Origin of the sequence: Burkholderia sp. Ac-20345 (assembly GCF_017104825.1) — a bacterium.
In the GTDB taxonomy this organism is placed as follows: domain Bacteria; phylum Pseudomonadota; class Gammaproteobacteria; order Burkholderiales; family Burkholderiaceae; genus Burkholderia; species Burkholderia lata_B.
Map to the genome: position 1 here is coordinate 1 of NZ_JAAGPO010000058.1, position 25,732 is coordinate 25,732.

Annotated in this window: 23 protein-coding genes; 8 read left to right on the forward strand and 15 right to left on the reverse strand. The window is 67.4% G+C overall.

Annotation, left to right across the window (positions count from 1 at the left end; translation table 11 throughout):
• The 4 genes from G3O06_RS21265 to G3O06_RS21280 form a co-directional block, all read right to left on the reverse strand.
• A partial coding sequence (locus tag G3O06_RS21265) for a transglycosylase domain-containing protein (RefSeq protein ID WP_205817424.1) occupies window positions 1-2,495 on the reverse strand: 2,495 nt, incomplete at its 3' end.
• A 174-nt stretch (window positions 2,496-2,669) separates the two neighbouring features.
• Window positions 2,670-3,677, reverse strand: coding sequence for a trans-3-hydroxy-L-proline dehydratase (gene lhpH, locus G3O06_RS21270; protein ID WP_174913826.1), 1,008 nt, complete (start codon window positions 3,675-3,677; stop codon window positions 2,670-2,672).
• Window positions 3,678-3,741: 64 nt separating this feature from the next.
• Entirely contained in the window at window positions 3,742-4,863 is a 1,122-nt protein-coding gene (locus G3O06_RS21275) for a branched-chain amino acid ABC transporter substrate-binding protein (RefSeq protein ID WP_174913823.1), read from the reverse strand.
• Window positions 4,864-4,984: 121 nt separating this feature from the next.
• Window positions 4,985-5,722, reverse strand: coding sequence for a GntR family transcriptional regulator (locus tag G3O06_RS21280; RefSeq protein WP_205817425.1), 738 nt, complete (start codon window positions 5,720-5,722; stop codon window positions 4,985-4,987).
• Between the two features lie 263 nt (window positions 5,723-5,985).
• Between G3O06_RS21280 and lhpI the strand changes: the two genes are divergently transcribed.
• The 3 genes from lhpI to G3O06_RS21295 all read left to right on the forward strand — a co-directional run bounded on the left by lhpI (window position 5,986) and on the right by G3O06_RS21295 (window position 8,290).
• A complete protein-coding gene (gene lhpI, locus G3O06_RS21285; RefSeq protein WP_205817426.1) occupies window positions 5,986-6,921 on the forward strand; it encodes a bifunctional Delta(1)-pyrroline-2-carboxylate/Delta(1)-piperideine-2-carboxylate reductase in 936 nt (311 codons plus the stop codon).
• Between the two features lie 168 nt (window positions 6,922-7,089).
• A complete protein-coding gene (locus G3O06_RS21290; protein ID WP_174913814.1) occupies window positions 7,090-7,494 on the forward strand; it encodes a response regulator transcription factor in 405 nt (134 codons plus the stop codon).
• 16 nt (window positions 7,495-7,510) lie between these two features.
• Window positions 7,511-8,290, forward strand: coding sequence for a helix-turn-helix domain-containing protein (locus tag G3O06_RS21295; protein ID WP_174982861.1), 780 nt, complete (start codon window positions 7,511-7,513; stop codon window positions 8,288-8,290).
• A 60-nt stretch (window positions 8,291-8,350) separates the two neighbouring features.
• Here the strand turns inward: G3O06_RS21295 and G3O06_RS21300 are convergent, their stop codons facing one another.
• The 6 genes from G3O06_RS21300 to G3O06_RS21325 all read right to left on the reverse strand — a co-directional run bounded on the left by G3O06_RS21300 (window position 8,351) and on the right by G3O06_RS21325 (window position 12,741).
• The gene (locus G3O06_RS21300) at window positions 8,351-8,701 is read right to left on the reverse strand and encodes a metal ABC transporter ATPase (protein WP_205817427.1); all 351 of its coding nucleotides are present in this window, start codon (window positions 8,699-8,701) and stop codon (window positions 8,351-8,353) included.
• A 155-nt stretch (window positions 8,702-8,856) separates the two neighbouring features.
• Window positions 8,857-9,096 (reverse strand): UDP-glucose 4-epimerase, encoded by a 240-nt coding sequence (locus G3O06_RS21305; protein ID WP_089497012.1) that lies wholly within the window; start codon window positions 9,094-9,096, stop codon window positions 8,857-8,859.
• Between the two features lie 22 nt (window positions 9,097-9,118).
• Complete coding sequence (locus tag G3O06_RS21310; protein WP_174913805.1) at window positions 9,119-9,409, reverse strand: DUF1488 domain-containing protein; 291 nt, start codon at window positions 9,407-9,409, stop codon at window positions 9,119-9,121.
• A 138-nt stretch (window positions 9,410-9,547) separates the two neighbouring features.
• A complete protein-coding gene (locus tag G3O06_RS21315) occupies window positions 9,548-9,946 on the reverse strand; it encodes a DUF488 family protein (protein WP_174913802.1) in 399 nt (132 codons plus the stop codon).
• Window positions 9,947-10,107: 161 nt separating this feature from the next.
• Window positions 10,108-11,310: an amino acid aminotransferase gene (locus G3O06_RS21320; protein WP_174913799.1), complete on the reverse strand. Its 1,203-nt coding sequence runs from the start codon at window positions 11,308-11,310 to the stop codon at window positions 10,108-10,110.
• 45 nt (window positions 11,311-11,355) lie between these two features.
• Complete coding sequence (locus G3O06_RS21325) at window positions 11,356-12,741, reverse strand: amino acid permease (protein ID WP_174969931.1); 1,386 nt, start codon at window positions 12,739-12,741, stop codon at window positions 11,356-11,358.
• Between the two features lie 316 nt (window positions 12,742-13,057).
• Here G3O06_RS21325 and G3O06_RS21330 point away from each other — a divergent pair, with 316 nt between their 5' ends.
• A complete protein-coding gene (locus tag G3O06_RS21330) occupies window positions 13,058-13,531 on the forward strand; it encodes an Lrp/AsnC family transcriptional regulator (RefSeq protein WP_011355274.1) in 474 nt (157 codons plus the stop codon).
• A gap of 39 nt (window positions 13,532-13,570) precedes the next feature.
• On the opposite strand, the gene G3O06_RS21335 is transcribed toward G3O06_RS21330, so the two are convergent.
• Window positions 13,571-14,428, reverse strand: coding sequence for an EamA family transporter (locus G3O06_RS21335; RefSeq protein ID WP_205817428.1), 858 nt, complete (start codon window positions 14,426-14,428; stop codon window positions 13,571-13,573).
• Window positions 14,429-14,831: 403 nt separating this feature from the next.
• Between G3O06_RS21335 and G3O06_RS21340 the strand changes: the two genes are divergently transcribed.
• The gene (locus G3O06_RS21340) at window positions 14,832-16,505 is read left to right on the forward strand and encodes an alkaline phosphatase family protein (RefSeq protein WP_205817429.1); all 1,674 of its coding nucleotides are present in this window, start codon (window positions 14,832-14,834) and stop codon (window positions 16,503-16,505) included.
• Between the two features lie 94 nt (window positions 16,506-16,599).
• Window positions 16,600-18,021, forward strand: a complete 1,422-nt coding sequence (locus G3O06_RS21345; RefSeq protein WP_205817430.1) for a cytochrome c peroxidase — start codon at window positions 16,600-16,602, stop codon at window positions 18,019-18,021.
• Window positions 18,022-18,237: 216 nt separating this feature from the next.
• Here G3O06_RS21345 and G3O06_RS21350 read toward each other — a convergent pair whose 3' ends face one another.
• The 3 genes from G3O06_RS21350 to codA form a co-directional block, all read right to left on the reverse strand.
• Window positions 18,238-19,560 carry a TIGR00366 family protein gene (locus G3O06_RS21350; RefSeq protein WP_174969921.1) on the reverse strand — a complete coding sequence of 441 codons (1,323 nt, stop codon included), beginning with the start codon at window positions 19,558-19,560 and terminating at the stop codon, window positions 18,238-18,240.
• Between the two features lie 209 nt (window positions 19,561-19,769).
• Window positions 19,770-21,104, reverse strand: coding sequence for a chloride channel protein (locus G3O06_RS21355; RefSeq protein ID WP_205817431.1), 1,335 nt, complete (start codon window positions 21,102-21,104; stop codon window positions 19,770-19,772).
• Window positions 21,105-21,279: 175 nt separating this feature from the next.
• On the reverse strand, window positions 21,280-22,521 hold the full coding sequence (gene codA, locus G3O06_RS21360) for a cytosine deaminase (protein ID WP_205817432.1): 1,242 nt from the start codon (window positions 22,519-22,521) through the stop codon (window positions 21,280-21,282).
• Between the two features lie 435 nt (window positions 22,522-22,956).
• Here codA and G3O06_RS21365 point away from each other — a divergent pair, with 435 nt between their 5' ends.
• Together G3O06_RS21365 and G3O06_RS21370 are read left to right on the forward strand one after the other, a co-directional pair.
• Window positions 22,957-24,099: a porin gene (locus tag G3O06_RS21365; protein WP_174932058.1), complete on the forward strand. Its 1,143-nt coding sequence runs from the start codon at window positions 22,957-22,959 to the stop codon at window positions 24,097-24,099.
• A 216-nt stretch (window positions 24,100-24,315) separates the two neighbouring features.
• Window positions 24,316-24,618 carry a DUF4148 domain-containing protein gene (locus tag G3O06_RS21370; protein ID WP_174913751.1) on the forward strand — a complete coding sequence of 101 codons (303 nt, stop codon included), beginning with the start codon at window positions 24,316-24,318 and terminating at the stop codon, window positions 24,616-24,618.
• A gap of 125 nt (window positions 24,619-24,743) precedes the next feature.
• Here the strand turns inward: G3O06_RS21370 and G3O06_RS21375 are convergent, their stop codons facing one another.
• The gene (locus G3O06_RS21375; protein WP_175001754.1) at window positions 24,744-25,691 is read right to left on the reverse strand and encodes a LysR family transcriptional regulator; all 948 of its coding nucleotides are present in this window, start codon (window positions 25,689-25,691) and stop codon (window positions 24,744-24,746) included.
• Window positions 25,692-25,732: the final 41 nt, after the last annotated feature.

Below are 25,732 nucleotides of genomic sequence, written 5' to 3' on the forward strand. Positions count from 1 at the left end.
GCGCTGCTTCCGCCCGCAGCGCTCGCCCCCGCTGGCGGCTGGGCGAGCTGCGGTTGCGACGCACCCGCCGACAGCGCGGCGGCCGATGCGGCCACTTCTGACGCCGGCACCCATTCCTCGACGATACCGCCCGATACCGCTTCGGGCGCCGATGCCGCCGACGCGGCCGAGGCCGCGCCTGCGTCGGCCTCGGGTGCACGTTCCACCCGCTGTGTCCTGACCGGCGCGGGCGCCTTCTTCGACTCGGGCGGGAACCACGTGTCGAACAGGTCCGTCACGCGCTCGCGCAGCGACGCGAACCAGCCCGGCGACGGCTCGGTATCGAATTTCATCTTCGTGTCGACGATCCGGGCGCGCTGCGCACGCTGGAAGAAATCGCCGACGATCGGCAGCGCACTGTGCGCGCCCTGCCCCCAGTAATCGCTGCGCAGCGTCACGCGGCCGTCGTCGAAACCGACCCACGCACCGGCGACGAGGCCGGGCTGCATCAGGATGAACCAGCCGTCCGCATTGTCCTGCGTCGTGCCCGTCTTGCCGGCCACGTCGCCGCGGATCCCGAAGCGCGTACGGATGCTGCCGCCCGTGCCACGCGTCACGACATCGCGCATCACGCTGAGCAGCGTCTTGTCGGTTTCAGCGTCGAGCCCGCGCTCGGGCGGCGCCGGCGCGTATTCGGCGAGCACGTCGCCCTGGCGGTTCTCGATGCGCGTCACCATCTGCGGCTCGACATACAGCCCGCCGTTCGCGATCGTCGCGTACGACGCGACCATCTCCTTCAGCGTGACCGGGCTCGTGCCGAGCGCAAGCGACGGCACGCGTTCAAGCGGGCTTTCGCGCACGCCCATGTCGCGTGCGAGCCTTGCCACGGAAGCCGGCCCGACCTTCTCCATTACCTGCGCGGTGATCCGGTTGCGCGACAGCGCGACCGCGTCGCGCAGCGTCATCGGCTTGCCGGTTGGCGGCACGTCGTCGTTCGGCCGCCAGATCTCGCCGCCCTTCAACGGGATCTCGACCGCCTGGTCGATGAATGTGTCGTCCGGCGTCATCCCGTTCGCGAACGCCACGCCATAGACGAACGGCTTGAACGTCGAGCCCGGCTGGCGCCGCGCCTGCGCGACGTGGTCGAACGGTTCGTTGGTGAAGTCGCGGCTGCCGACCCACGCGCGGATCTGCCCGTCGCGCGGATCGATCGCAAGGAAGCCGGCCTGCACGTCGGTCTTCGTCTTGCACAGCGCGCGCAAGAAACCGCGGTCGGCCGCGAGCAGCTTCATCGCGGCCGCGTCGTCCTTGCCGGCGTCCTGCGCGGCCTTGTATTCGGGCGACTCGCGCATGAAGGTGCGGAACACCTCGTTGTCGGTGCCGCAGCCGTCGCGGCCGCTCCACGCGTTGTTCGCGATGCCCTGCAGCTGGTTGCCCTGCAGCGTGAGCGCCTGCGTCGCCATCTGCTGCAGCCGCGAGTCGATCGTCGTGCGCACGATCAGCCCGTCCGAGTAGATGTTGTAGTCGTTGCGGTCGGCCCACGCGATCAGCCATTTGCGCAGCTGCTGCGCGAAATGCGGCGCGGGCCCCGGCGGTTCCTTCTGGCGCTCGAAGTCGATCCGCAGCGACCGGCGCTGCAACTGCGCGAACTGCGCGGGCGACAGCTTGCCGTACTTCACCATCTGGCCGAGCACCGTGTTGCGCCGCTGCAGCGCGCGCTCGGGATTCAGCACCGGGTTGTAGTAGCTGTTGCCTTTCAGCATGCCGACGAGCGTCGCGCTGTCGAGCACGTCGAGCTCATCGGCCGACTTGTCGAAATAGGTGCGCGCGGCCATCTCGACGCCGTACGCGTTGTACAGGAACGGCACCGTGTTCAGGTAGGTCTCGAGGATCTGGTCCTTGCTGTAGACGGCCTCGATCTTCAGCGCGGTGATCGCCTCCTTCACCTTGCGCGTGAGCGTCGGCGCGCGGCCGATCTCGTCCGGATACAGGTTGCGCGCGAGCTGCTGCGTGATCGTCGAGCCGCCCTGGCGGCTGCCCGAGAACGTATGGAGCGCGGCCGACGCCGTGCGCTTCCAGTCGAGGCCGTGGTGCTCGTAGAAACGGTGATCCTCGGTCGCGATCAGCGCGTCGACCATGTGCGGCGAGATCTGCTTGAGCGGCACCCACTCTCGGTTCGACGGCTTGAATTCGGCCAGCAGCTTGCCGTCGGCGGACAGCACCTGCGCGGGCTGGTCGACGCGTGCCTTGCGGATGTCGCCGATGCCCGGCGTGAACGGGATGAGCACGACCACGTACACCACGAACAGCACCGGCACGGCGGCGCCGGCAAGCAGCACGCCGCGGCGCGTCGGGTGACGGACATGGTGCCACGCGGTGGCGGCGAGAGGCTTGACCCGCGCGACGGCGGCAGCCGCGACGGGTTGGGCGCGCGCGACCCATCTGGCACAGAAGTCACGCACTGACGACACGTTTCGGCGATTCACGCGGGTGGAGCTCGGCTGAAAAGGGTGCATCGTACCAAACTCGCGCGGGCCGCCGGACTGCGACGGCGTGGCGGCGGCACACACGGCGCGGCCGCGCGGCGGTTCACACGCAAAAAAGGCGCGCGCCCCGCAACGGGGACGACGCGCCAAGCCTGGTACTACAAGCGGGAGGCCGCGCCACGCGCAGCCGATCGGCGCGGCAACTCAGCGCACGAGAAAACCGTAGGTCAGCGGATCGCGTTCGTCGACGATCCAGTTCGCGAACCCGCAGATATGCGCGCTACCCTCCACTTCCGGAATCACGGCCGGGATGTCGCCGACCGTCGTTTCGCGCAGCACGCGCCCCTTGAAGACCGTGCCGACGATCGATTCGTTGACGAGCGTGTCGCCGGCCGCAAGCAGCCCGCGCTGGTAGAGCTGTGCGACGCGCCCGCCTGTGCCGGAACCCGTCGGCGAGCGGTCGACCTCGCGATCCGCGAACACGCAGCAGTTCGCCTGCGTAGAGCCCGGGTGGCGCGGCGCGTTCGCGATGATCGTGCCGTAGATATGGTTGATTTCAGGGATCTCAGGATGCACGACCGGGTACTTTGCGTTCGCGGCGGCCTTCACTTCCGCGCCGAAGCGAATCAGCTTTTCCACCGCCGCTTCGCGCACCGGCAGGTCGAACGGCGCACCGTCGACGTAGAAATAGAACGCGCCGCCGTACGCGATGTCGCCCGTCACCGTGCCGAACGACGGCGTCTCGACCGACACGTCGCGCTGCCAGATGAACGACGGCACGTTGACGAAGCGCACGGGCCCCGCATGCTCGCCGTCCCACTTGACGAACGCCTCGATGAAGCCGCACGGCGCGTCGATGCCGACCCGCGTTTCCGGCACCGTGCGCTGCACCCAGCCGAGCTCGACGGCCGCGGTCGACAGTGCGATCACGCCGTGCCCGCAATGGTCGCTGTAGCCTTCGTTGTGCACGAAGATCACGCCGAAATCGGCATTCGGCGACACGGGCTCGGTCAGGTAGCCGCCGTACATGTCGGCGTGGCCGCGCGGTTCGAACATCAGCGCGCGGCGGATCTCGTCGGCGTTTTCCTTGAGCCACGCGCGGCGCTGGACGATCGTGGCGCCGGCCGCGCGCGGCAGCCCGCTCGTGACGATGCGGAACGCTTCGCCGCCCGTATGGACTTCGACGGTGGAAAGGGATCGGGAAATTTTCATGGTCGAGCGAAGGGGTTAAACGAAGAACGGCGGCTGCGCCGCCGTCCGATGGCAGGCTGGCAGGTTACTTCGCGTACGGTTCCGGCAGGCCATTGCGGATCACGTAGACGGACGTCGGCGCGCCCTTCAGGTCGCCGTTCGCGTCGAACGAATAGGTACCCGCGACGCCCGCGTAGTTCGACTTCGCGAGCTGCGCGATCAGCTTCGCCTTGTCGGTGGTCGTACCGGCCTTGACCATCGCATCGGCGAGCAGCTTCATCCCGTCGTAGTAGTTCACGCCGTAGACCTGCGTATCGGTGTGATACGTGTCGTGGTACTTCTTCAGGAATTCGCGGCCGGCCGCCGTCTTCTCGAGCGCGACGCCGCCCTGCGCGCAGTAGACGATCGACGCCGCGTCGCCCGCGACCTTGCCCATGTCGGCCGAGCAGATGCCGTCGCCGCCGAGCAGCTTCGCGCGCAGACCGCGCTGCTTCATCTGCTTGGCCATCGGCGCGCCTTGTGCCGCATAGCCGCCGAGGAAGATCACGTCCGGGTTGCTGGCCTTGATCTTGGTGAGAATGCCGAGGAAGTCGGTGGCCGACGAATTCGTGAATTCCTGGTCGACGATCTTGATCCCGTTCGCCTTCGCGACGTTCATGAACTGCTCGGCAACGCCCTGCCCGTACGCGGTGCGGTCGTCGATCACGGCGGCGGTTTTCGCATTCAGCGTCTTCGCGGCGAAGGTGGCCATCGTGCCGCCGAGCTGTTCGTCGCTCGCGCCGATCCGGAAGATGTTCTTGAAGCCCTGCTTGGTCAGCGCCGGGTTCGACGCAACCGGCAGCATCGGCACGCCGGCAGTCGAGTACACGCGCGATGCCGGAATCGCGACGCCCGAGTTGTACGGGCCAAGCACCGCGACGACGCCCTTGTCGACGAGATTCTGTGCAACCTGCACGCCGGCCTTCGGGTCGGCCTGGTCGTCGTCGGAAACCAGTTTGAAGGTGACGGTCTTGCCGGCGACCTTGATGCCGGCCTTGTTGAGTTCGTCGACGGCCAGGCGCGCGCCGTTTTCATTGTCCTTGCCGTTCGCGGCCTGCGGGCCGGTCAGCGGCGCCGAATGGCCGATCATCACGACTTCCTGCGCGTGCGCGGAAGTCAGCGCGCCGGCGGCGATGGCCACCGAGAGCGCGGTAACGAGGTGTCGCATGATGTCTCCTGATTGGTTTTGTGTGAAACCAATGTAGGACACGCGTGGTCACCATGCAAGCAATTTCAAAATAAAAACTTCGATTCTGGTCATTTTTCAGACCAGAACGAGCCTGGCGTTGTCACTTCGGCGTGATGTCGCGCCGCACGCGGCGGATGTGCTGCTCGACATAGAACGCCGCCGCGTCGGCGTCGCCGGACACGATCGCCTCGTAGATCAGCCGGTGCTCGGACACGTAGAGCCGGATCCGGCCCGCGTCGTAGATGCCGTCGTCCTTCAGCCGCTTCCACAGCGGCTGGTCCATCGTCTTCGCGACTTCGTCCGCGATCTTCACGATCAGCGCGTCGCCGGTCATCAGCGCGAGCTGCCGGTGGAACAGCCGGTCGCTCTCGTTCCACAACGCGCGCTGATGCGGATCGTCGACGTCGGTAATGGTTTCCATCTGGGCCAGATAGCGTTCGGCGCCCGGGTCGGCACGGCCGTGCGCGGCCGCGAGGCGTGCGATCGCGGGCTCCAGGATCAGCCGCACGTCGAGCGTCGACGTCGGGCTGAAATCGGGTTCGGATGCGCGGTGCGTGTCGCCGCGATGCGCGAGCACGTCGAGCGGCGATGCGACGACGTAGGTGCCCGAATTGCGCTTCGTGAACACGAGCCCTTCGTTCTGCAGCGCGCCGAGCGCTTCGCGCACGGCCGGCCGGCCGACCTGGAACAGCCCCGCGAGTTCGCGCTCGGACGGCAGCCGCGACTCGGCGGCATAGCGCCCGGCGCGGATCTCGTCGCGGATCTTCTCGGCCACCTGCTCGTAGATCTGCAGCGGCCTGAAACCGCCTTCGAGTGTGTCGGGACGCGCGGACATCATCGTATGGCTCCTGCCCGGTCGCGGGCGTGAATCTGGAATGGGTTCGCACTATACCGGAGCGCGCCGGCATCGAGGCCATGGCGGCCCTTCTGGACAGATATTAGAACCAAAAGCGGCGAGGCGCTTTATTTTCTGGGTTGCGGGTGGGCCAGCAAGTGGTATAGATTCGATCCACACTGCCTTGTGTCACGGTATCCGGCAGCCCTGTGGCGGGCGCGGCATGCGCCCGTCGTCCACGCTCACCGACGCATGCGACGTACACGATGACCGCTCTTTCCCCGATTCCCGTTTTCGATGCGGCCGACACGGCCGCGCTGCTCGACTACCCGGCGCTGCTCGCCACGCTCAGGCAGGCCGTCGCCGACTATGCGGCGGGCGAGATCGTCAGCCCCGAGCGCCTGGTCGTGCCGCTGCAGGCCGGCGGCGTGATGCTGTCGATGCCGTCGAGCGCGCGCGACCTCGCGACCCACAAGCTCGTGAACGTGTGCCCCGGCAACGGCGCGCGCGGGCTGCCGACGATCCTCGGCCAGGTGACCGCCTACGACGCGACCACCGGCGAGATGCGCTTCGCGCTCGACGGCCCGACGGTCACCGGACGCCGCACGGCGGCCATCACCGCGCTCGGCATCCAGGCGCTGCACGGCGCCACCCCGCACGACATCCTGCTGATCGGCACCGGCAAGCAGGCGGCCAATCACGCGGAAGCGCTCGCCGCGATCTTTCCCGAAGCGCGCCTCCACGTGCGCGGCAAGAGTGCCGACAGCGTGGCCGCCTTCTGTGCCGCACACCGCGCGCATGCGCCGCGTCTCATCCCGCTCGACGGCGACGCGATTCCCGATGCGATCGATGTCGTCGTCACGCTGACGACGAGCCGCACGCCTGTCTATCGCGAAGCCGCGCGCGAAGGCCGGCTTGTGGTCGGCGTCGGCGCGTTCACCGCGGACGCGGCCGAGATCGACGCGAACACGGTGCGCGCCAGCCGGCTGGTCGTCGACGATCCGGCCGGCGCGCGCCACGAAGCGGGCGACCTGATCGTCGCGCAGGTCGACTGGCAGCACGTCGCGTCGCTCGCCGACGTGCTGGGCGGCGCATTCGACCGCAACGGGCCGCTACTGTTCAAGAGCGTCGGCTGTGCGGCGTGGGATCTCGCCGCGTGCCGCACGGTGCGCGATGCGCTGGCCGCGCGCCGGGCCGGCTGACCCGGCGGCGCAACCCTTCAGCCGCTTTCGCGGCACCATCACCTCGAGGCCGCTCCGGCGGTTTCCCGTACGCGTTGTAGGAATCGCCCTACAACGCGTCGCACCGGCCTACATCAACTTCCAATTCGGCCGATTTCATTTTCGGCGGCGCAACACGATACTGCCCGCATGAATGCCAGCCAGTTACCCGCCGCGCTCCGGGTGTTTCTCGTCGATCACGCCGTCGCCGTCAGGCAGCGGATCGCGCTGCTTGTCGGCGCGATCCGCGGCGTCGCCGTCGTGGGCGAAGCGGAAGACGGCCAGGACGCGTGGACGCACATCCGCAGCAGCCACGCGGATGTGGTGATCGTCGACCTGCGGCTGGCGGACGGCAGCGGTCTCGACCTGATCGGGACGCTGTCGAAGGCCGCGCCGCGCATCGTCACGATCGTGCTGACGAATCACTCGGCGCCGGCATTCCGAGAGGCATGCGCGTCGGCCGGAGCCGATTACTTCTTCGACAAGACTGTCGAATTCGACGCCGCATGCCGTGTCATCGAATCCCTGGTGCACGCTCGCGCGCACCGCCCCTGACGAGCCGGAGTGACTCATGTCCACAGCCACCACCTGCGCCGCCGACGTATCCATCACGCCTCGGCCGACGATTCCGCTTCGCGCGGTCACGCGTGCCGACGCCGCCAAACATCCCGCCGCGCGTTGCTCGGTGTGCGCGATGCGCTCGATGTGCCTGCCGCCGCACCTGACTGCGGCCGAATACGGCCGCCTCGACGCGATCATCTGCACGACCCGGCAGGTGCGCCAGGGCGACGCACTGTTCCGCACCGACGATCCGTTCCAGAGCATCTATGCGGTGCGCGCGGGTTCGTTCAAGACGGTGATGATGCATCGCGACGGCCGCGAGCACGTGACGGGCTTCCAGATTGCCGGTGAAACGCTCGGGATGGACGGCATCGGCGGCGGCCAGCATTGCTGCGACGCGATCGCGCTCGAAGACAGCGTCGTGTGCATCATCCCGTTCGGCGCGCTCGAAGCGGCGTGCCGCGAGATCAAGCCGATGCAGCACTTCCTCTACCAGATGCTGAGCAGCGAGATCGTCCGCGAATCGAGCCAGATGCTGCTGCTCGGCACGATGTCGGCCGAGCAGCGCGTCGCTCATTTCCTGCTGAACCTGTCGTCGCGCTTCGAGGCGCGCGGCTATTCGGCGACGGAATTCAACCTGCGGATGACGCGCGAGGAAATCGGCTGCTTTCTCGGGATGAAGCTCGAAACCGTCAGCCGGATGTTCTCGCGGTTCCATCGCGAAGCGCTGGTCGAAACGCGCGGCAAGCGCGTGCGCATCATCGACTCGCAAGCGCTCGCACGGGTCTGACGGAACAAGTCCAGGACTACGTCCGGCGGCGTGCGCGGCCCAGGCCCCGCGCGCGATGCATCATCGCACCGCGCCGCCGGTCGCCGTGTCGCGCAACCCCACCGTTGCACCGCCCGCCTGGCACGCGATCAGCGCCTGTTCGGCCTGCCTGAACGCGCGGCCCAGCACATCGTCCACATCGTTGCCGACGCACGGCGGCAGCGGCCAGAGTGCCGCGTCGTGCATCACGAGGTCGAGCCGCACGTCGTACTCGCGTGCGCCATCGGCGGCGACACGCGATTCGATCGCGAGGTGGCAGCCGGCAATCAGCGCGCGAAACCGTTCGAGCCGCACCAGCTGCGCGCCGGCTTCGGCTTCAACCGCGGCGGAACCCGCGAATCCAAGGCAGGCGATCTGCATGCCCACGCCCATGTCGTGTCTCCTGACGGGGCCGCCCGCTCGTCGACCGCCTTGCATGTGCCGCCCGCACCGAAAGGCGGCGGCACGTGTTGCCCGTGGCACGGCGCGATTTCTTCGATCGCTGCCCGGCCGATAGTCTGCCCGCGCCTTCGTCGGCGCGGGATCGTTCATACGTTGAAGGTCTGCGACGTCTTCATCTCGATCCACGTCATGCCGGCCCGCAGCCCTTCGATCATCGCCTCGCGCTCGGTTGGATACGCATGGCTGTGCTCGAAAGTGTGATGAAAACGCGCGGCACCACTGCCATGCTCGACCGACACACGGCAGCGGAATTCGCCCGATTCGCACGGGCGCGTCTCGACTTCGACGGACCAGTCGCGTTCGTGAATGTTGCCCTGCAGTGTCATGCACCCTCCTGGGGCTGGGGTATCAGTCTCCGAGCCGGAAGTGGCCGCTGTGCAGCAGCACCGGCCGGCCGCCGATTTCCTCGAGCATCCGTCGCGCCATCGCCTCGATCGCCGACCTGTGCGCCTCGAACGCAGCCAGCAGGTCGCGTTCGAGCAGCGACGGCGCGCCGAAATGATCTTCCAGTGCCTCGGCCGTGACCGCGCACTGTACGCAACGCCCGTCGACCAGTGCCGAAAACGCCACGACCAGGTCGCGTGCGCAATATTCGGGTGGTTCCGGCGGGAAGGCAATCTGCATCTGTCCGCCTGTCATCGTCGTGATCGCTCCATGACAAGAGCATAGTGGTGCGCGCGCCCGCACGCTTGACCCACGTCAACCGGTTCGCTGCGCCGCACGATAACGGCGCGGCAGCATGCCGGCGCGGCTGTACGACGCCGCGTCAGCCCGCTTTCAGCCCGCGTCGGGCTCGATCGCCGCGCCGCGCTCCGCGAGCAGCTCGCGCAGCACGCTGCGGTGGCAATGACGCTCGTCTTCGCAGTAACAGCCGATCGAGAACGCGGTGGTCGCCGACAGCGCCGCCAGCAGGTCCAGCACCTTCGGCGCGTCGCCATGCGCCATCTCGGCGCGGAAGTGGCGCTTGAACGCGTTCCATTCCGCATCGGTTTCGGCGGCCTGCGCCTGCGCAACGAGTTCGGGGCTCGGCGACAGCGTCGGCAACCATACATCATAGTAGTTGCGCGACGCGAATTCCGCCTTCGGCACACCGCGCGGCGGCCGCCGTACCGTTCCGATCCGCAGGCCTTCGCCGGCCGCGCGCGGCGTGCCGAGCTGGATGATCCGGATGCCCATGTCGCTCCTTCCGAGTTGCGTCAGATTCCGTGATCGTACCCCCGCGCCTGCCCCCGCGTCAGCCGGGTGGCGCACATTGCGCCGCATAATAAAAAACCGGCTGCTCCCTTGCGGGAGACAGCCGGTTCGGCCAGTCGCGTTGCGCGCGGGGCGCGCCGCGATCAGACGCCGCTCTTCAGCACCTTGCCGATTGCGTCCGCGACGATGGCGACGTTCGAGTCGTTCAGGCCCGCGACGCACATCCGGCCCGAACGCAGGATGTACACGCCGTGCACTTCGCGCAACGCGTCGACCTGCGATTCGGTCAGGCCCGTGTACGTGAACATCCCGCGCTGCTTCACGTAGCGCGTCAGTGCCTCGCCGCTGACGTGGTCGCGCAGGCCGTCATGGATCGACTGGCGCATCCGCGCAATGCGGCGGCACATCGCCGACAGTTCCTCTTCCCACTGCTTGCGCAGCGCAGGCGTGCCGAGCACGGCCGCCACGACCTTCGCGCCGTAGGTTTGCGGGTTGCTGTAGTTCGAGCGCACGGCGCCGGCCAGTTGGCCGAGCACGCGGTCGGCCGCGGCGGCGTCCTCGCAGACGACGCTCAGGCCGCCCACGCGCTCGCCGTACAGCGAGAAGTTCTTCGAGAACGAGTTCGCGACCAGCGCCGGCACGCCTCGGCGGGCCAGTTCGCGCACCGCGAACGCGTCCGCGTCGAGGCCCGCGCCGAAGCCCTGGTACGCCATGTCGACGAACGGCAGCAGCCCGCGCGCCTCGATCACGTCGATCAGCTTCTCCCACTGGCCTTCGTCGAGGTCGACACCGGTCGGGTTATGGCAGCACGCGTGCAGCAGCACGATGCTGCGCGCCGGCAGCGCGTCGATCGCCGCGAGCATCGCGTCGAACTTCAGGCCGCCCGTCGCCTCGTCGTAGTACGGGTACGTGTTCACCGTGAAGCCGGCGCGCTCGAAGATGAAGCGGTGGTTTTCCCAGCTCGGGTCGCTGAGCCATACCTGCGAATCCGGGAAGTAGCGCTTCAGGAAATCGGCGCCCACCTTCAGTGCGCCGGAGCCGCCGAGCGTTTGCAGCGTCGCGATGCGGCCGGCCACGCGGGCCGGGTGATCGGCGCCGAACACGAGCGCCTGCACGGCGTCGCGATACGCGGCCAGGCCGACCATCGGCAGGTACGGCTTCGCGCTGCTGTCGCGCTGCAGCGCGGTTTCGGCTTCGCGCACGGCGCCCATCACCGGAATCCGGCCTTCGGCATCGAAGTAGATGCCGATGCTCAGGTTGACCTTCTGGTCGCGCGGATCTTTCTGGAAGTTCTCGTTGAGCGTCAGGATCGGGTCGCCCGGGTACGCGTCGATGTGTTCGAACATGGCTATGTCGGTCTCGTTTGGAAGAATGATCGGTCGTGGCCTGCGTCAGCGTGCGGATGCGCCATCATGCACCGCGTAGCCTGCATTCTTCTGACGGAAGCGATACCCGACCGCGAGCACCGCGAGCCATACCGGGATCAGGTACACCGACAGGCGGAGATCCGGCGTCAGGTACATCACGACGAGAATGCCGGCCATGAATGCCAGGCACAGGTAATTCGTGAAAGGATAGCCCAGACTGCGGAAGGAAGTCTCCTCCCCGGCTGCACGCTTGGCCTGGCGGAACTTCAGGTGGATCAGCGTGATCATCGCCCAGTTGATGATCAGCGCCGACACGACGAGGCCCATCAGCACCTCGAACGCCTTGCCCGGCATGAAGTAGTTGACCAGCACGCACACGCCGGTCGCGAGCGCCGACGCGCCGAGCGCGGCGAGCGGAATGCCGCGCTTGTTCACCGAGCACAGCACCTTCGGCGCGTTGCCCTGCTTCGCGAGGCCGAACAGCATCCGGCTGTTGCTGTACACGCCGCTGTTGTAGACCGACAGCGCGGCCGTCAGCACGACCACGTTCAGCACGTTGGCCACCAGGTTGCTGCTCATCGCGTGGAAGATCAGCACGAACGGGCTGCCGCCGGTGACGACCTTTTCCCACGGATACAGCGACAGCAGCACGGCGAGCGCGCCGATGTAGAAAATCAGGATGCGGTAGATCACCTGGTTGGTCGCGCGCGGAATGCTGCGCTTCGGATCGTCGGCCTCGGCCGCGGTGATGCCGATCAGCTCCAGCCCGCCGAACGAGAACATGATCGCGGCCATCGACATCACGAGCCCCGACACGCCGTTCGGGAAGAAGCCGCCGTGCTGCCACAGGTTCCGGACACTCGCCTCCGGCCCTGCATGGCCGCTCGCGAGCAGCCAGCCGCCGAAGCCGATCATCCCGACGATCGCGGCGACCTTGATGATCGAGAACCAGAATTCCGTCTCGCCGTACGACTTCACGCTTGCCAGGTTGAGCAGGTTGATCGCGACGAAGAAGACCAGCGCCGACACCCAGGTCGGCACGCCGGGCCACCAGTACTGCACGTAGATCCCGACGGCCGACAGCTCGGCCATGCTGACGAGGATGTACAGCACCCAGTAGTTCCAGCCCGACAGGAAGCCGGTGAAGTGGCCGACGTACTTGTTGGCGAAGTAGCTGAACGAGCCGGCGACGGGCTCGTCGACGACCATCTCGCCGAGCTGGCGCATGATGAAGAACGCGACGATGCCGGCCACCGCGTAGCCGAGCAGCACGGACGGGCCGGCCATCTTGATCGTCTGCGCGATGCCGAGGAACAGCCCCGTGCCGAGCGCGCCGCCGAGCGCAATCAGCTGGATGTGCCGGTTCTTCAGCCCGCGCTTCAGGCCGTCGCTCTCGTTTCCAGAAACCATGTCTTCTCCACTCTGTCCGCCTCCGCCTGAAGCGGTGCGGCGCGCCTCGGTGTGCCGGGCGCTGTTTTGCTGTGCCGGGGCCGTTCGTGGAGCCGCCGGGTTGGGGACTGCAATCTTCGCGTGGCGGCGCCCGATTCGCGTCGGCGTGCCCGCCAGACCGGCCGCCGACTGTCGCCGCGCCGCATTGCTGCGTTCGCACACGAAAATCCGGCGTCAGTTTAGCGTCGCGACGGCGAAATCGGGTTTCGTAACCCGTTCATGCAAACCCTACATTATGAGATAAGATTGCATCCAGGAGACAAATGAGGAAACAAAAATGCATGAACCGGTTCTGGATCGCCTCGATCGCCATCTGCTATCGATCCTGCAGGAGAACGGCCGCGCGTCGAACCTCGATCTGGCGAAGGCCGTCGGCCTGTCGCCCGCGCAGACGCTGCGCCGCCACCGGCGACTGGAAGAGATCGGCGCGATCCGTCGCTACGAAACCCGGTTGTGCCCCGACACGCTCGGTTTCGGCGTCACCGCTTTCGTGCACGTGACGATGGAGCGCGGGCATATCCGCGACCTGTCGAAGTTCCAGAAACTGGTGTCCGATCTCGCGCAGATCCAGGAGTGCTTCTCGGTGACGGGCGACATCGACTATGTCCTGAAGGTCGTCGCGCACGACCTGAAAGGCTTGTCGCGATTCCTGCTCGAGACGCTGATGCGCATTCCCGGCGTGAGCGGCGTGCATTCGAGCGTGTGCCTCGACGAGATCAAGTGCACGAGTGCGATGCCGGTTGAGGCCTGAGGTGGCGGGCCGCGCGCCCGACCCACCCGGCCGGCCCGCTCACCGCACCGCTTCAAACGCACTGATCAGCAACGCCCCTGCCGCGATCACCACGCAACCAGCCGCCCGGCGCGGCGTCAGCCGCTCGCCGAGATACACGCGTGCGATCAGCGCCGCGAACACCACGCTCGTTTCGCGCAGCGCCGATACCGGCCCCATCGGCGCACGATCCATCGCCCAGATCACGATGCCGTACGCGAGCGCCGCGAATACGCCGCCGCACGCCGCCTTCGCCGTTTCGCCGACATCCTGCGTCAGCCGCAACGGCCCCGCCCGCAGCCGGTAGTACGCGGCCATCATCGCGCCCGTCAGCACGAACATCCACGCGGTATAGCCGACCGTGTTGCCGCTTTCCCGCACGCCGATCCCGTCGACCACGCTGTAGGCCGCGATCGACACGCCGGTCGCGAACGCGGTCGGCAGCACCTGCATCATCCGGTGCTTCGCGCCGCGCCCGCGTTCCAGGCCGATCGCCAGGATGCCCGCGCAGATCAGCACGAGCCCGCATTGCGCGCCGGCATTCAAGTGCTCGCCCGCGAACGCCGCCGCGCCGATCGTGACGAGCAGCGGCGCGGTGCCGCGCGCGACCGGGTATGCGACGGTCAGGTCGCCGTGCTCGTATGCGCGCACCAGCAGCAGCGTATAGACGACGTGCAGTACAGCAGACGCGACGACATAGAGCCAGCTCGCAGGCGTGATCGGCGCCGCGGCCGGCAGGAACAGCAGCGCGAACAGCCCGATCGCGATCTGCAGCACCGTGGCCGACCGCAGCCGGTCGCCGCTGCTGCGGACGAGCGCGTTCCATGACGCATGCAGGAACGCCGCACACAGAACCGCAAACAGAACGGGGATCGGCACGTTGAATACTCACGGACGGTCGGCCACGCGGAATCGTCGCCGCAGGGCGTTCATCGTATGAATCCGTCATCCGATTGTCAAAAAACCGGCGCAGCGCAGCACCGTGCGCAAACCAGCCGACCCCGCCCTTTCGCCCGCCCCGCGCGGGATCCGCGGCAGCGACCCCGCGCGCAGCCGTATGTGACGCAAAAGTGGCAGGCGGTCTGCCCCTTTCCGTTCTCTTTCGTCCGGCATTCCGCCGTAATGAAATCGATACCGCAGCGCAACCATCGCGAAACCACTCCGTCCCCATATCTTCATACGGGACTGTTCCAATGCGCGTGCTCTCTCACGAGCTCCGCGCCGAACCGACACGGCGACGGGGCCGCTCTCCACCATCGAAGACCTTACCTGGAGTTTCCCGATGTTCCGTCAAGCCTTGCTCGTCACCGCCTGCGCAGCCGCAGCGCTGGCGCTGTTCGCCTGCGGCGGCAGCGACGACCCCACGTCGACGCCTGCCGTGTCGTCGCAGGATGCGCTGCAGACCGCCACGCCGATCAAGCACGTCGTCGTGATCTACGGTGAAAACATCTCGTTCGACCACTACTTCGGCACCTACCCGAACGCGACGAACCCGTCGGGCGAACCGGCGTTCACCGCCAAGTCCGGCACGCCGACGCCCAACGGGCTGACGGGCACGCTGCTCACCGCGAACCCGAACTTCACGAACACGGCCAACGGCACCGACGCGGCGAACCCGTTCCGCCTCGACCGCACGCAGGCCGCGACCGCCGACCAGAACCACGCATACACGGCCGAACAGCAGGCCGAGGACAACGGCCTTGCCGACCTGTTCCCGAAATACACCGGCAAGGGCTCGTCCGGCGGCGCCGGCGCGTTCGGCACGAAGGGCCAGGTGATGGGCTACTTCGACGGCAACACCGTGACCGCGCTGTGGAACTACGCGCAGCGCTTCGCGATGAGCGACAACATGTACACGACGTCGTATGGCCCGTCGACGCCGGGCGCGCTGAACGTCATCTCGGGCCAGACCAACGGGATGCAGATCGTCAAGACGTCGAAGCAGCCGTCGACGCTCGCGGCCAGCTCGTACTACATCAATGACGGCCAGGGCGGCTTCACGATGATCAACGACGTCGACCCGGGCTTCGACGTGTGCTCGAGCACGACCGACCAGGCGATGATGGCCGGCAAGAACATCGGCGACCTGCTGAACGGCGCGAAGATCACGTGGGGCGGCTTCATGGGCGGCTTCAACCTGTCGACGACGAACGGCAACGGCACCACGGGCTGCAGCCGCAGCACGGTCGCCACCGCCGTGAACGCCGCGACGTCGGACTACATCCCGCACCACAACTGGTTCCAGTACTACGCGTCGACCGCTAACCCGCAGCACACGCGCCCGAGCTCGGTCGCGGCGATCGGCTCGAGCCTCCAGACGGACGGCAAGACCACCGAACCGGCGAACCACCAGTACGACACGGACGACTTCTTCGCGGCCGTGAAGGCCGGCAACTTCCCGTCGGTCAGCTACCTGAAGGCCCCGGCCGCACAGGACGCGCACGCAGGCTATTCGGATCCGCTCGACGAGCAGGCGTTCGTGACGAAGGTCGTCAACTTCCTGCAGCAGCAGCCGGACTGGCAGAACACGGCCGTGATCGTCACCTATGACGACTCGGACGGCTGGTACGACCACGTGTACACGGCACCGACCCGCGCGTCGTCGGACCCGGTCGACCAGGTCAACGGCAGCGGCAAGTGCGGCACGGGCGGCACCACCGGCGTGAACGGCACGACCGTGAACGGCCGCTGCGGCCCGGGCGTGCGCATTCCGCTGATCGTGATCTCGCCGTACGCGAAGCAGAACTACGTCGACCACACGATGATCGACCAGTCGTCCGTCGTGCGCTTCATCGAGGACAACTGGCTCGGCGGCCAGCGCATCGGCGGTGGTTCGTTCGATGCGACGGCGGGCGACTTGCGCGCGCTGTTCGACTTCACGTCGAAGCCGAACACGACGCCGCTGTATCTCGACCCGACGCTCGGCACGGCATTGAGCGCGGCACCGGCGATCTGACCGGTATTGCATGACCGCATGGCCGGCGCATCACGCGCCGGCCGTTTCCGTTTAACGCGCCGCTTCGTGCGGCGCCCGATTTCCGACCGACAGCATGACAGCTCGCCCTGCGTTCCCGTCTCCCGACACCACCGGCAACCGCGCGTCGCGCACGCCATCCCGCCTCCTGCGCCGCGCGGCGTTCGTGATCGGCGCCGCCGTGCTCGGCTACGGCGCGTTCGCGATCGCGTTCCCTGCGCAGGTGCCCGCGGCGATCGGCACCGTCGTCGCCGACTGGACGGGCGCGAACCCGCATCCGGTCGTGCTGCAGCGGCCCGCCGCGCAGCCGCTGTCGGCGGTCGCGCAGCTCGGGCGGGCGCTGTTCGCCGATCCGTCGCTGTCCGCGTCGGGCAAGCAGTCGTGCGCGTCGTGCCACAGCCCCGATCATGCGTACGGCCCGCCGAACGCGCTCGACGTGCAGCCGGGCGGCCTCGCGATGACGCAGCAGGGCTATCGCCCGCCGCCGTCGCTGATGTACCTGTATCGCCAGCCGAATTTCAGCATCGGCCCCGACGCCGGTGAAAACGACGCCGCACCGAGCGTCGCGCAACAGGCCGCGTCGGCGGCCGGTGTCGTGAAGGCGCAGAAGGTGGCCGGCACGTCGGCCGCGCCGCAGCTCGTGCCGCAGGGCGGGATGTTCTGGGACGGCCGTGCCGATACGCTGCAGCAGCAGGCGTTCGGCCCGCTGCTGAATCCGGTCGAGATGGCGAACGCGAGCATCGACGACGTCGCGCGCAAGCTCGCGCAGTCGTCGCACCGCGCGCAGCTCGAGCAGCTGTTCGGCGCGCGTGTGTTCGACAGCCCGCAACTCGCCGTGTCGGAGGCGATGTTCGCGATCGCGCGCTATCAGGTGGAGGATCCGTCGTTCCACCCGTACAACAGCAAGTACGACCGCTGGCTCGAAGGCCGTGCGCGCCTCACGCAGGCCGAGTTGCGCGGGCTGCGCCTGTTCAACGATCCGGACAAGGCGAATTGCGCGGGCTGCCACCTGTCGAAACCCGGCAAGGACGGGCTGCCGCCGATGTTTACCGATTACCAGTACGAGGCGCTCGGCGCGCCGCGCAACAAGGAACTGGTGCAGAACCGCAACCCGGCGTTCTACGATCTCGGCGTGTGCGGGCCGTTCCGCGACGACCTGAAGGACCAGACGCAGTATTGCGCGATGTTCCTGACGCCGACGCTGCGCAACTCGGCGACGCGCCAGGTGTTCTTCCACAACGGTGTGTTCCACACGCTCGACCAGGTGATGGCGTTCTATAACGAGCGCAGCATCTCGCCGCAGAAGTTCTATTCGCGCGGCGCGGACGGCAAGGTCGACGAGTACGACGACATCCCGCCGAAATATCGTGCGAACGTCGACGTGACCGATGCGCCGTTCGATCGCAAACCGGGCGACAAGCCCGCGATGACGGCGCAGGATATCAAGGATATCGAAGCGTTCCTCGACACGCTGAACGACGAGCCGGTGCGGCACTGAGTACCGGTTGACCGCCGCGCCGCGTCTTGTCAGCGGCGCGCGCGGATGCAAGCGAAAGACGGCGGCTCCGCGTGGAGCCGTTCCGACGCGGTCTTCATCCCTTGCTGGCGGCTTCGGTTCAGCGAACCGGTCAACGCCTGGCCATTGCCCCGTGCGTCGCGCCGCCACGACGCACGATGCGGGCGCCGAACCCGGCCCGCATCGCGCGCTGCATCGTCAGAACAGATACATCCCCGCGACGAACACGACGCCCGAGAACAGCAGCGTCGTCACGCAATACCCCATGATGTCGCGTACGCCGAGCCCGGCGATCGCCAGCGCAGGCAACGCCCAGAACGGCTGCGCCATGTTGGTCCAGGCCTCGCCGTACGCGATCGCCATCGCGGCCTTGCCGAGATCGGCACCGAGCGCTTGCGCTGCCGGCATCACGAACGGGCCCTGCACGACCCAGTGGCCGCCGCCGGACGGCACCGCGAAATTGATCACGGCCGAGCTCAGGAACGCGAGCAGCGGGAACGTGTGCACGTTCGCGATATCGACGAACCACTTCGTGATCACGCCCGCGAGCCCCGAGTGATCCATCAGCGCCTGGATGCCCGCGTAGAACGGGAACTGGATCATGATCCCCGACGCGCCGCGCGCCGCACCGGCCACTGCACGTGCATAGGCCATCGGCGTACGGTGCAGCAGGATGCCGGCCGCGAGGAACGCAAGGTTGACGGTGTCGATGTCGAGCGCGAAGCCCTTCTGCACGAACTTCAGCACGAGGAACGCCGCACACAGCGCCGCGACGAGGACCGACAGCGCGCGGCTCTCCTCCATCCGCTCCGCGAACGTCGCGTCGGGCCCGAGCTGGCGCTCGACGCTCGGCGGTTCGGCCAGCAGCGCCGGATCGACGCTGACGACGTCGCCGGGCTTCGGCATCATCATGCGCGCGAGGAACGGCAGCATCACGATCAGGCCGATCGTGATGAACGCGTTGTAGCCGGTGAAGATCGTCTCAGACACGGGAATCAGCCCGATGGTCTTCTCCATCGGATTGCCCTTTGTGGCCGCGACGAGCGGAACCGAACCCGACAATCCCCCGTGCCAGCTCAGGAAGCCCATGTACGCGGACGCGACGAGCAGCCGGTAATCGCTGCCGGCGACTCGACGCGCCACTTCACGCGCGAGCATCGCGCCGAGCACGAGGCCGAAGCCCCAGTTGATCGCGCACGCGAGCGCGCCGACGAACGCGACGAGCATCACGCCCTGCCCCGGCGTGCGCGCGGTGCTCGCGAGCGCGACAAGCATGCGCTTCACGGGCGGCGAACTCGCGAGTGCGTGCCCGGTGACGAGAATCATCACCATTTGCATCGAGAACGCGAGCAGGTTCCAGAAACCCGAACCCCACATCGTCGTGAGCTGCGCGGGCGTATTCGGCGTGAGGCCGAACGCGAGCGCGAACGTGACGATCGTCAGCAGGATCGCGAAAATCAACGGGTCGGGCAACACGCGGTGGACCACCTGCGTGAAAAAGCGGGAAATACGCTGAATCAACTTGAGCTCCTCGTTTCCTGATAGGGACGTCCGCGCGTGTCGTTGTTGGTTGAGGCGCGGAAACGCGCGGATTCTTGCACAGAACCGGCGGACGCGCTTTGGAGGGCGCGGTTGCGATTGCGTGCTGGCGCGAACAGGGAAACGGGGGAGAAAAACGGCGACCGGCGGTGCAATCGGCACCGCCGGTGACAAGCCCGGATGCGCGTGCTTTAACGAACGGCCGTCGCAGGTGTGCTCACGGTCGCAACCGCATTCACCCGCCTCTCGGCCAGCCGCTGCGCAAACCGGTACGCGACAAGCGAGCCGGCCACGGCAAGCAGCATCGGCACGAGGCTATCGTGATCCGCGCGCGTGAACTCGGCCAGCAGCACCACCGCCGTGATCGGCATCTGCATCGACGCGGCGAGAAACGCGGTCGCGCCGACGAGCGCGCACCCGCCGATCGACGCGCCCGGCCACACGAGGCTCCACAGCCCGCCGAGCACGACGCCGAGCAGCGCGCCGTTCGCGAGGCCCGGCGTCAGCAGGCCGCCTTCCGCACCCGCTCGCAGGCTGCCGGCCTCGATCAGCACCTTCAGCACGAGCAGCGCCGCGGCGAGGCCGATCGTCAGCGTGCCGTCGAAGCCCAGCGACGCCGGCCCCTTGCCATTGCCGAGCAATTGCGGAAACCGGATCGCGAGCACGCCGATCACCGCGAAATTGACCAGCGCGAGCACCGGCAGCCGCCAGTCTTTCGGCGCGTTCGCCCGCGCACGCGTCGTGAGCCGCACGAAGCCGTATGCGGCGAAGCCGAACAACGGCCCGCAGACGATCGACCACGCTACCAGCGGCGTGCTCAACACGAACGGCGGCACCGTGTACTGGTGTTCGTTGCCGAGGCCGATCCACGCAACGGCCGCGGCGATTGCCGACGTCGCGACCGCGATGACCAGCGCACGCAGTTCGAACGTGCCGAGCAGCACTTCGAGCACGAAGATCGCGCCGCCGAGCGGCACGTTATAGACGGCCGCCAGGCCCGCGCCGGCGCCACATGCGACCATCAGCCGGCAATCGTCGGGCGTGAGCCCCGCCGCATGCGCCAGCCGCCCGGCAAGCAGTGAACCGATTTCGCGCGGCGCGACTTCGCGGCCGAGCGGCGAGCCGAGCGCGACGGTGACGATCTGCAGCAGCGCGTGAACCGTCGTGCTGACGAACGGCATCCGCGGATCGGCCGCGCGCACCGCGCGGCGGATGCTGACGAGCGGCCGGCCATAGCGGTACAGCGCCCACCAGCCGCCGCCGGCGACGATCCCGCAGACGATCAGCACCGCGAGCCGGCGCAGCGGATCGGCACCGGTCACGCCGGTGAGGAAGCTCTCGGTGCCGATCACGTGCGCGACGCTATAGCCGTACGCGACATGCTGGATCGCGTGCAGCAGCAGCGCGAGCAGCATGCCGCCGAGGCCCGCGCCGACGCCGGTCAGGATCGTGACGACGGCCACGCGCGCGAACGGGCTGGCGGCCGGCGAAGAGGATGCGGGGGCGGACGGGAGATCGAGGCGCATGGGGTCGGCGAATGGAATCGAAAGGACGGCGCGCAACACGCGCGCCGTCATCAGGTCCGAATCGTAGGCCGGCGCTCATCATGAGACAAACGTATTTTTCGAATCGACTCATGCATTTCATGAATACATGAAGATCGGCGGACTGTGACGGCCCGCCGCCCGCGTCGAGTCCGCGTCAATCCGGATACATGACGCGCTCAGGTTCGCGCCGCAGGATCACCTTCCCGTGGCGGATCGACAGCGTGGCCTTGGCCTGCCGGCGCACCGCTTCATAGTCGCTGTCCGCATCGAGCACGACGAGATTTGCCGGACGCCCGACCGCGATGCCGTAGCCGTCGCCGAGGTGCATCGTCGTCGCGCTGTGGTCGGTCACGAAGTCGAGGCAGCGCTGCAGGTCCTGGTAACCCATCATGTGGCAGATATGGAGGCCCGCATCGAGCACGCGCAGGATGTTGCCGTTGCCGAGCGGATACCACGGGTCCTTGATCGAATCCTGCCCGAAGCACACGTTGATGCCCGCGCGATCGAGTTCCGCGACGCGCGTAACGCCGCGCCGCTTCGGAAACGTGTCGAAGCGCCCCTGCAGGTGGATGCTTTCGGTCGGGCACGAGATGAAGTTCAGGCCCGCGCGCTTCAGCAAGCGGAACAGCTTCGAGCAGTATGCGTTGTCGTACGAGCCCATCGCGGTCGTGTGGCTCGCGGTCACGCGCGCGCCCATCCCGCGCACGCGCGTCTCTTCCGCGAGCACTTCGAGGAAGCGCGAATGCGGATCGTCGGTTTCGTCGCAATGCACGTCGACGAGGCAACCGGTGCGCTCCGCAAGATCCATCAGGAAGCGGATCGAGCTGACGCCCTGCTCGCGCGTGTTCTCGAAATGCGGAATCCCGCCGACGACGTCCGCGCCCAGTTCGATCGCCTGCTCCATCAGCGCGCGGCCGCCGTCGAACGATTCGATGCCTTCCTGCGGAAACGCGACGATCTGCAGGTCGATCAGCCCGCGTGCTTCGTCCTTCACTTCCAGCATCGCCTTCAGCGCGGCAAGCGTCGGATCCGTGACGTCGACGTGCGTGCGCACGTGCTGGATCCCGTGATCGCGCAGCATGCCGATCGCCGTATGCGCGCGCGTCTTCGTGTCCTCGTGCGTGATCGTCGCCTTGCGTTCGGCCCAGCGCTCGATGCCTTCGAACAGCGTGCCGCTCATGTTCCACGCGGGCTCGCCGGCCGTCAGAACCGCGTCGAGGTGGATATGCGGCTCGACGAGCGGCGGGATCGCCAGGCGGCCGCCCGCGTCGACATCGCCAGCGCCCGCGGACGCGACCGGCGCCGACTGTGCGTCGACCCGCGCGATCGTGCCGCCATCGATGCCGATCGTGAACAGGCCGTCGCGGCCGCGCAGGCGTACGTTGAACAGATTCATGTGGAGTCTCCCCGTGGCATCCATGAAAACAGCCGCACGCTTTACGCCGGCGGCCGTGCGATTCAGTTGACGAGTATGGATGAAACGCGTCGATGCGCGCACGCGCCCACCTTCGAATGCGTGTGACGCCGGTCGCGGGTGTCTGCGCGAACGCCCCATTCTCCGTGCGCCGGTCGCACCGATCAACCGCCGTGCAGCGCCCCACCCATGTTGCAACGACGCGACAACCGGTCCGCGCCGAATGGATACCACCCGCGCGCGACCACGCAAAAACCGCCGGCGTCAGGCGTACGCGGCGCGTCGTGTCAGTTTTGTGAAGGACTCTTGCGGGATCCGGAAAGGTGCGCTCGCGGCCCCCGGCGGCCTTGCGCGCGCGATGCGTTCCTATACTTGTGCCGAACTTTCGTTCCCAGTCCCACACGCAGGAGCCTTGACTTGAAAAAAACCCTCATCGCCGGCGCATGTACCGCCGCGCTGTTCGCCCCGCTCGCTCACGCACAGAGCTCGGTCACGCTGTACGGGCTAATCGACGCCGGCATCGTCTATACCAACAACGCCAACGGTGCGTCGCTGTGGCGCCTGAACAGCGGCACCGTCAACGGCAGCCGCGTCGGGTTTCGCGGCACCGAGGATCTCGGTGGCGGCCTGAAGGCGCTGTTCGTGCTCGAGAACGGCTTCAACGTGAACAACGGCGGGCTCGGGCAGGACGGCAAGCTGTTCGGCCGCCACGCATACGTCGGCCTGAGCCAGAACGGCTATGGCACGCTGACGCTCGGCCGCCAGTACGACACGATGGTCGACTTCGTCGCGCCGCTGTCGGCCACGGCCGGCGACTTCGGTGACGCAAGCTTCGCGCATCCGTTCGACAACGACAACCTGAATCACTCGCTGCGCATCAACAACGCGGTCAAGTACACGAGCGAGACCTATGCGGGCTTCAAGGTCGGCGCGATGTACGCGTTCTCGAACGCGACGAACTTCGGCGCGAACCGCGCGTACAGCGTCGCGGCGAGCTACACGAACGGCCCGCTGAAGCTGGCCGGCGCGTACCTGCAGATGAACGGCACGAAGGGCTCGACGAGCGCGAGCCCCGGCGCGACCGACGCGGCCGAAGCAAAGAGCCTGAACCAGGGCGGCTGGTCGATCGGCTCGGACCGCATGCGTTCGTACGGCGGCGGCATCAGCTACGGGTTCGGCCCGGCCACCGTCGGCTTCGTCTATACGCGCTCGCAATACGACAACACGGGCTCGTTCGGCTCGACCGGCCAGGTCGCGTTCAACAACTACGACGTGAACGTGCGCTATGCGGTGACGCCGGCCGTCAGCCTCGGCGCGGCCTACGTGTATACGGACGCCAGCGTGTCGAACCCCGACAGCAAGCACGGCACCGATCCGAAGTGGCACCAGGTCGACCTGCAGGCCGTCTACAAGCTGTCGCGCCGCACGGACGTCTACGCGGAAGCGATGTATCAGCACGCAGCGGGCCGCGGCTACCAGGCGTTCATCAACGGCTCGGGCGGCGCATCGAGCACGGCGAACCAGATCGTCGGCACGATCGGTATGCGCACGCGCTTCTGACCGGCGCGATGCATCGCCGCCCGTCGGCTACGAACCTGCGTTCGCACACGGGTTCGCTGGCCGCGGGCGGCTTGCACCAATGTTGTTCCATCTGGAAGGCAGCCTGCCTGGAATCGGGGTTTTTACGCGTGCGGGTGCTGCGTAGACTGCCAGCAAAGGTCAGGGTCACGCATCGCGCGTCGAACCGGCCGCCCACCCCGTACCCAGGAGAACCCCGTGAAATCGCTCGTCGTTACCGCCGCCGCTGCCGTCCTGCTTGCCGCACCGGCCCTGTCTTTCGCCCAGTCGGCAAAGTCGCCCGTCACGCGTGCGCAAGTGCTGCAGGAGCTGATCGATCTCGAGTCGGTCGGCTACAACCCGGCGCGCGGCGAAGTCAACAACTATCCGGACGACATCATGGCGGCGCAGGAACGACTCCACGAAAAGCGTCTCGCGGAACAGAAGGCTGCGCACGCCGCATACGGCCACGCCGGCGAACCGACGACGGAATCGGGCGCGGCGGCCAAGCCCGCGCTGTAACGGCTTGACGAAGCACCGCGCCCGCGTGAACGATGTACCGCGGGCACGGCGCGAATCGCGTTCGCCTGGCCTGCTTGAAGAGAAGAAGCCGGCCGTGAGGCAATGCGCCGATGCGCGTCGGCCGCTCAGGCCGCCTGCGGTTCGCGATCGATCGCGTTCAGCATCTCGACGTCGCGCGCGATCATCCCCGGCACCTGGGCACGCAGCATCTCGACCCAGGTCCGCACCTTCGCATCGACGAAGCGGCGCGACGGATACAGCGCGTACACGTTCATCTTCTGCAGGATATGCGCGGGCAGCACGCGGACGAGCGTGCCGTCGCGCAGCGCCTCGATCGCCGAGTACAGCGGCAGCATGCCGATCCCGATGCCGTCGCGGATCGCGAGGGCGAGCGATTCGGCCGTATTGGTCTGCACCGGCCCCGCGACGTGGATCTGCTCGACGCCTTCGGGCCCTTCGAGCACCCATTCGTGCGTCGGGAACGCCGGCGTGCACAGCGTCAGGCACGCGTGCGCGGCGAGATCCTGCGGACGGGCCGGCGCACCGTGGCGTTTCACGTAGTCGGGCGACGCGCACAGGATGCTGAAGGTCGAGCCGAGCAGGTGCGACACGAGTTCCGAATCGGGCAGCGACGACGCGGTCACGACGGCCATGTCGCTCGTGCCGTCGAACAGGTCGGGCATGCGCTGCGACAGCGACAGCTCGATCGACACGTCCGGGTATTGCGCGTGATAGCGCGTCAGTGCTGGCAACACATAGTGATGACCGACGCTCGCGAAGCTGTGCATGCGCAGCACGCCGGCCGGGCGTTCGTGCGCGCAGCTCGCCTCTTCTTCCGCGCGGTCGACGTCGGCGAGGATCTGGCGGCAGCGCCGCAGATAGCTTTCGCCGGCCGACGTGAGCGCGAGACGGCGCGTCGAACGATTCATCAGACGGGTGCGCAGGCGCGCCTCGAGCTCCGACACCGCGCGCGACATGGCGCCCGTCGTCGAATTCAGCGATTGCGCGGCGGCGGTGAAACTGCCCGTCTCGACGACGCGCGAAAACACCCGCATGTTTTGTAGGGTATCCATTCCTGTGAGCAACCTGTAGCGGAGCCGCTATTTTCCTCCAC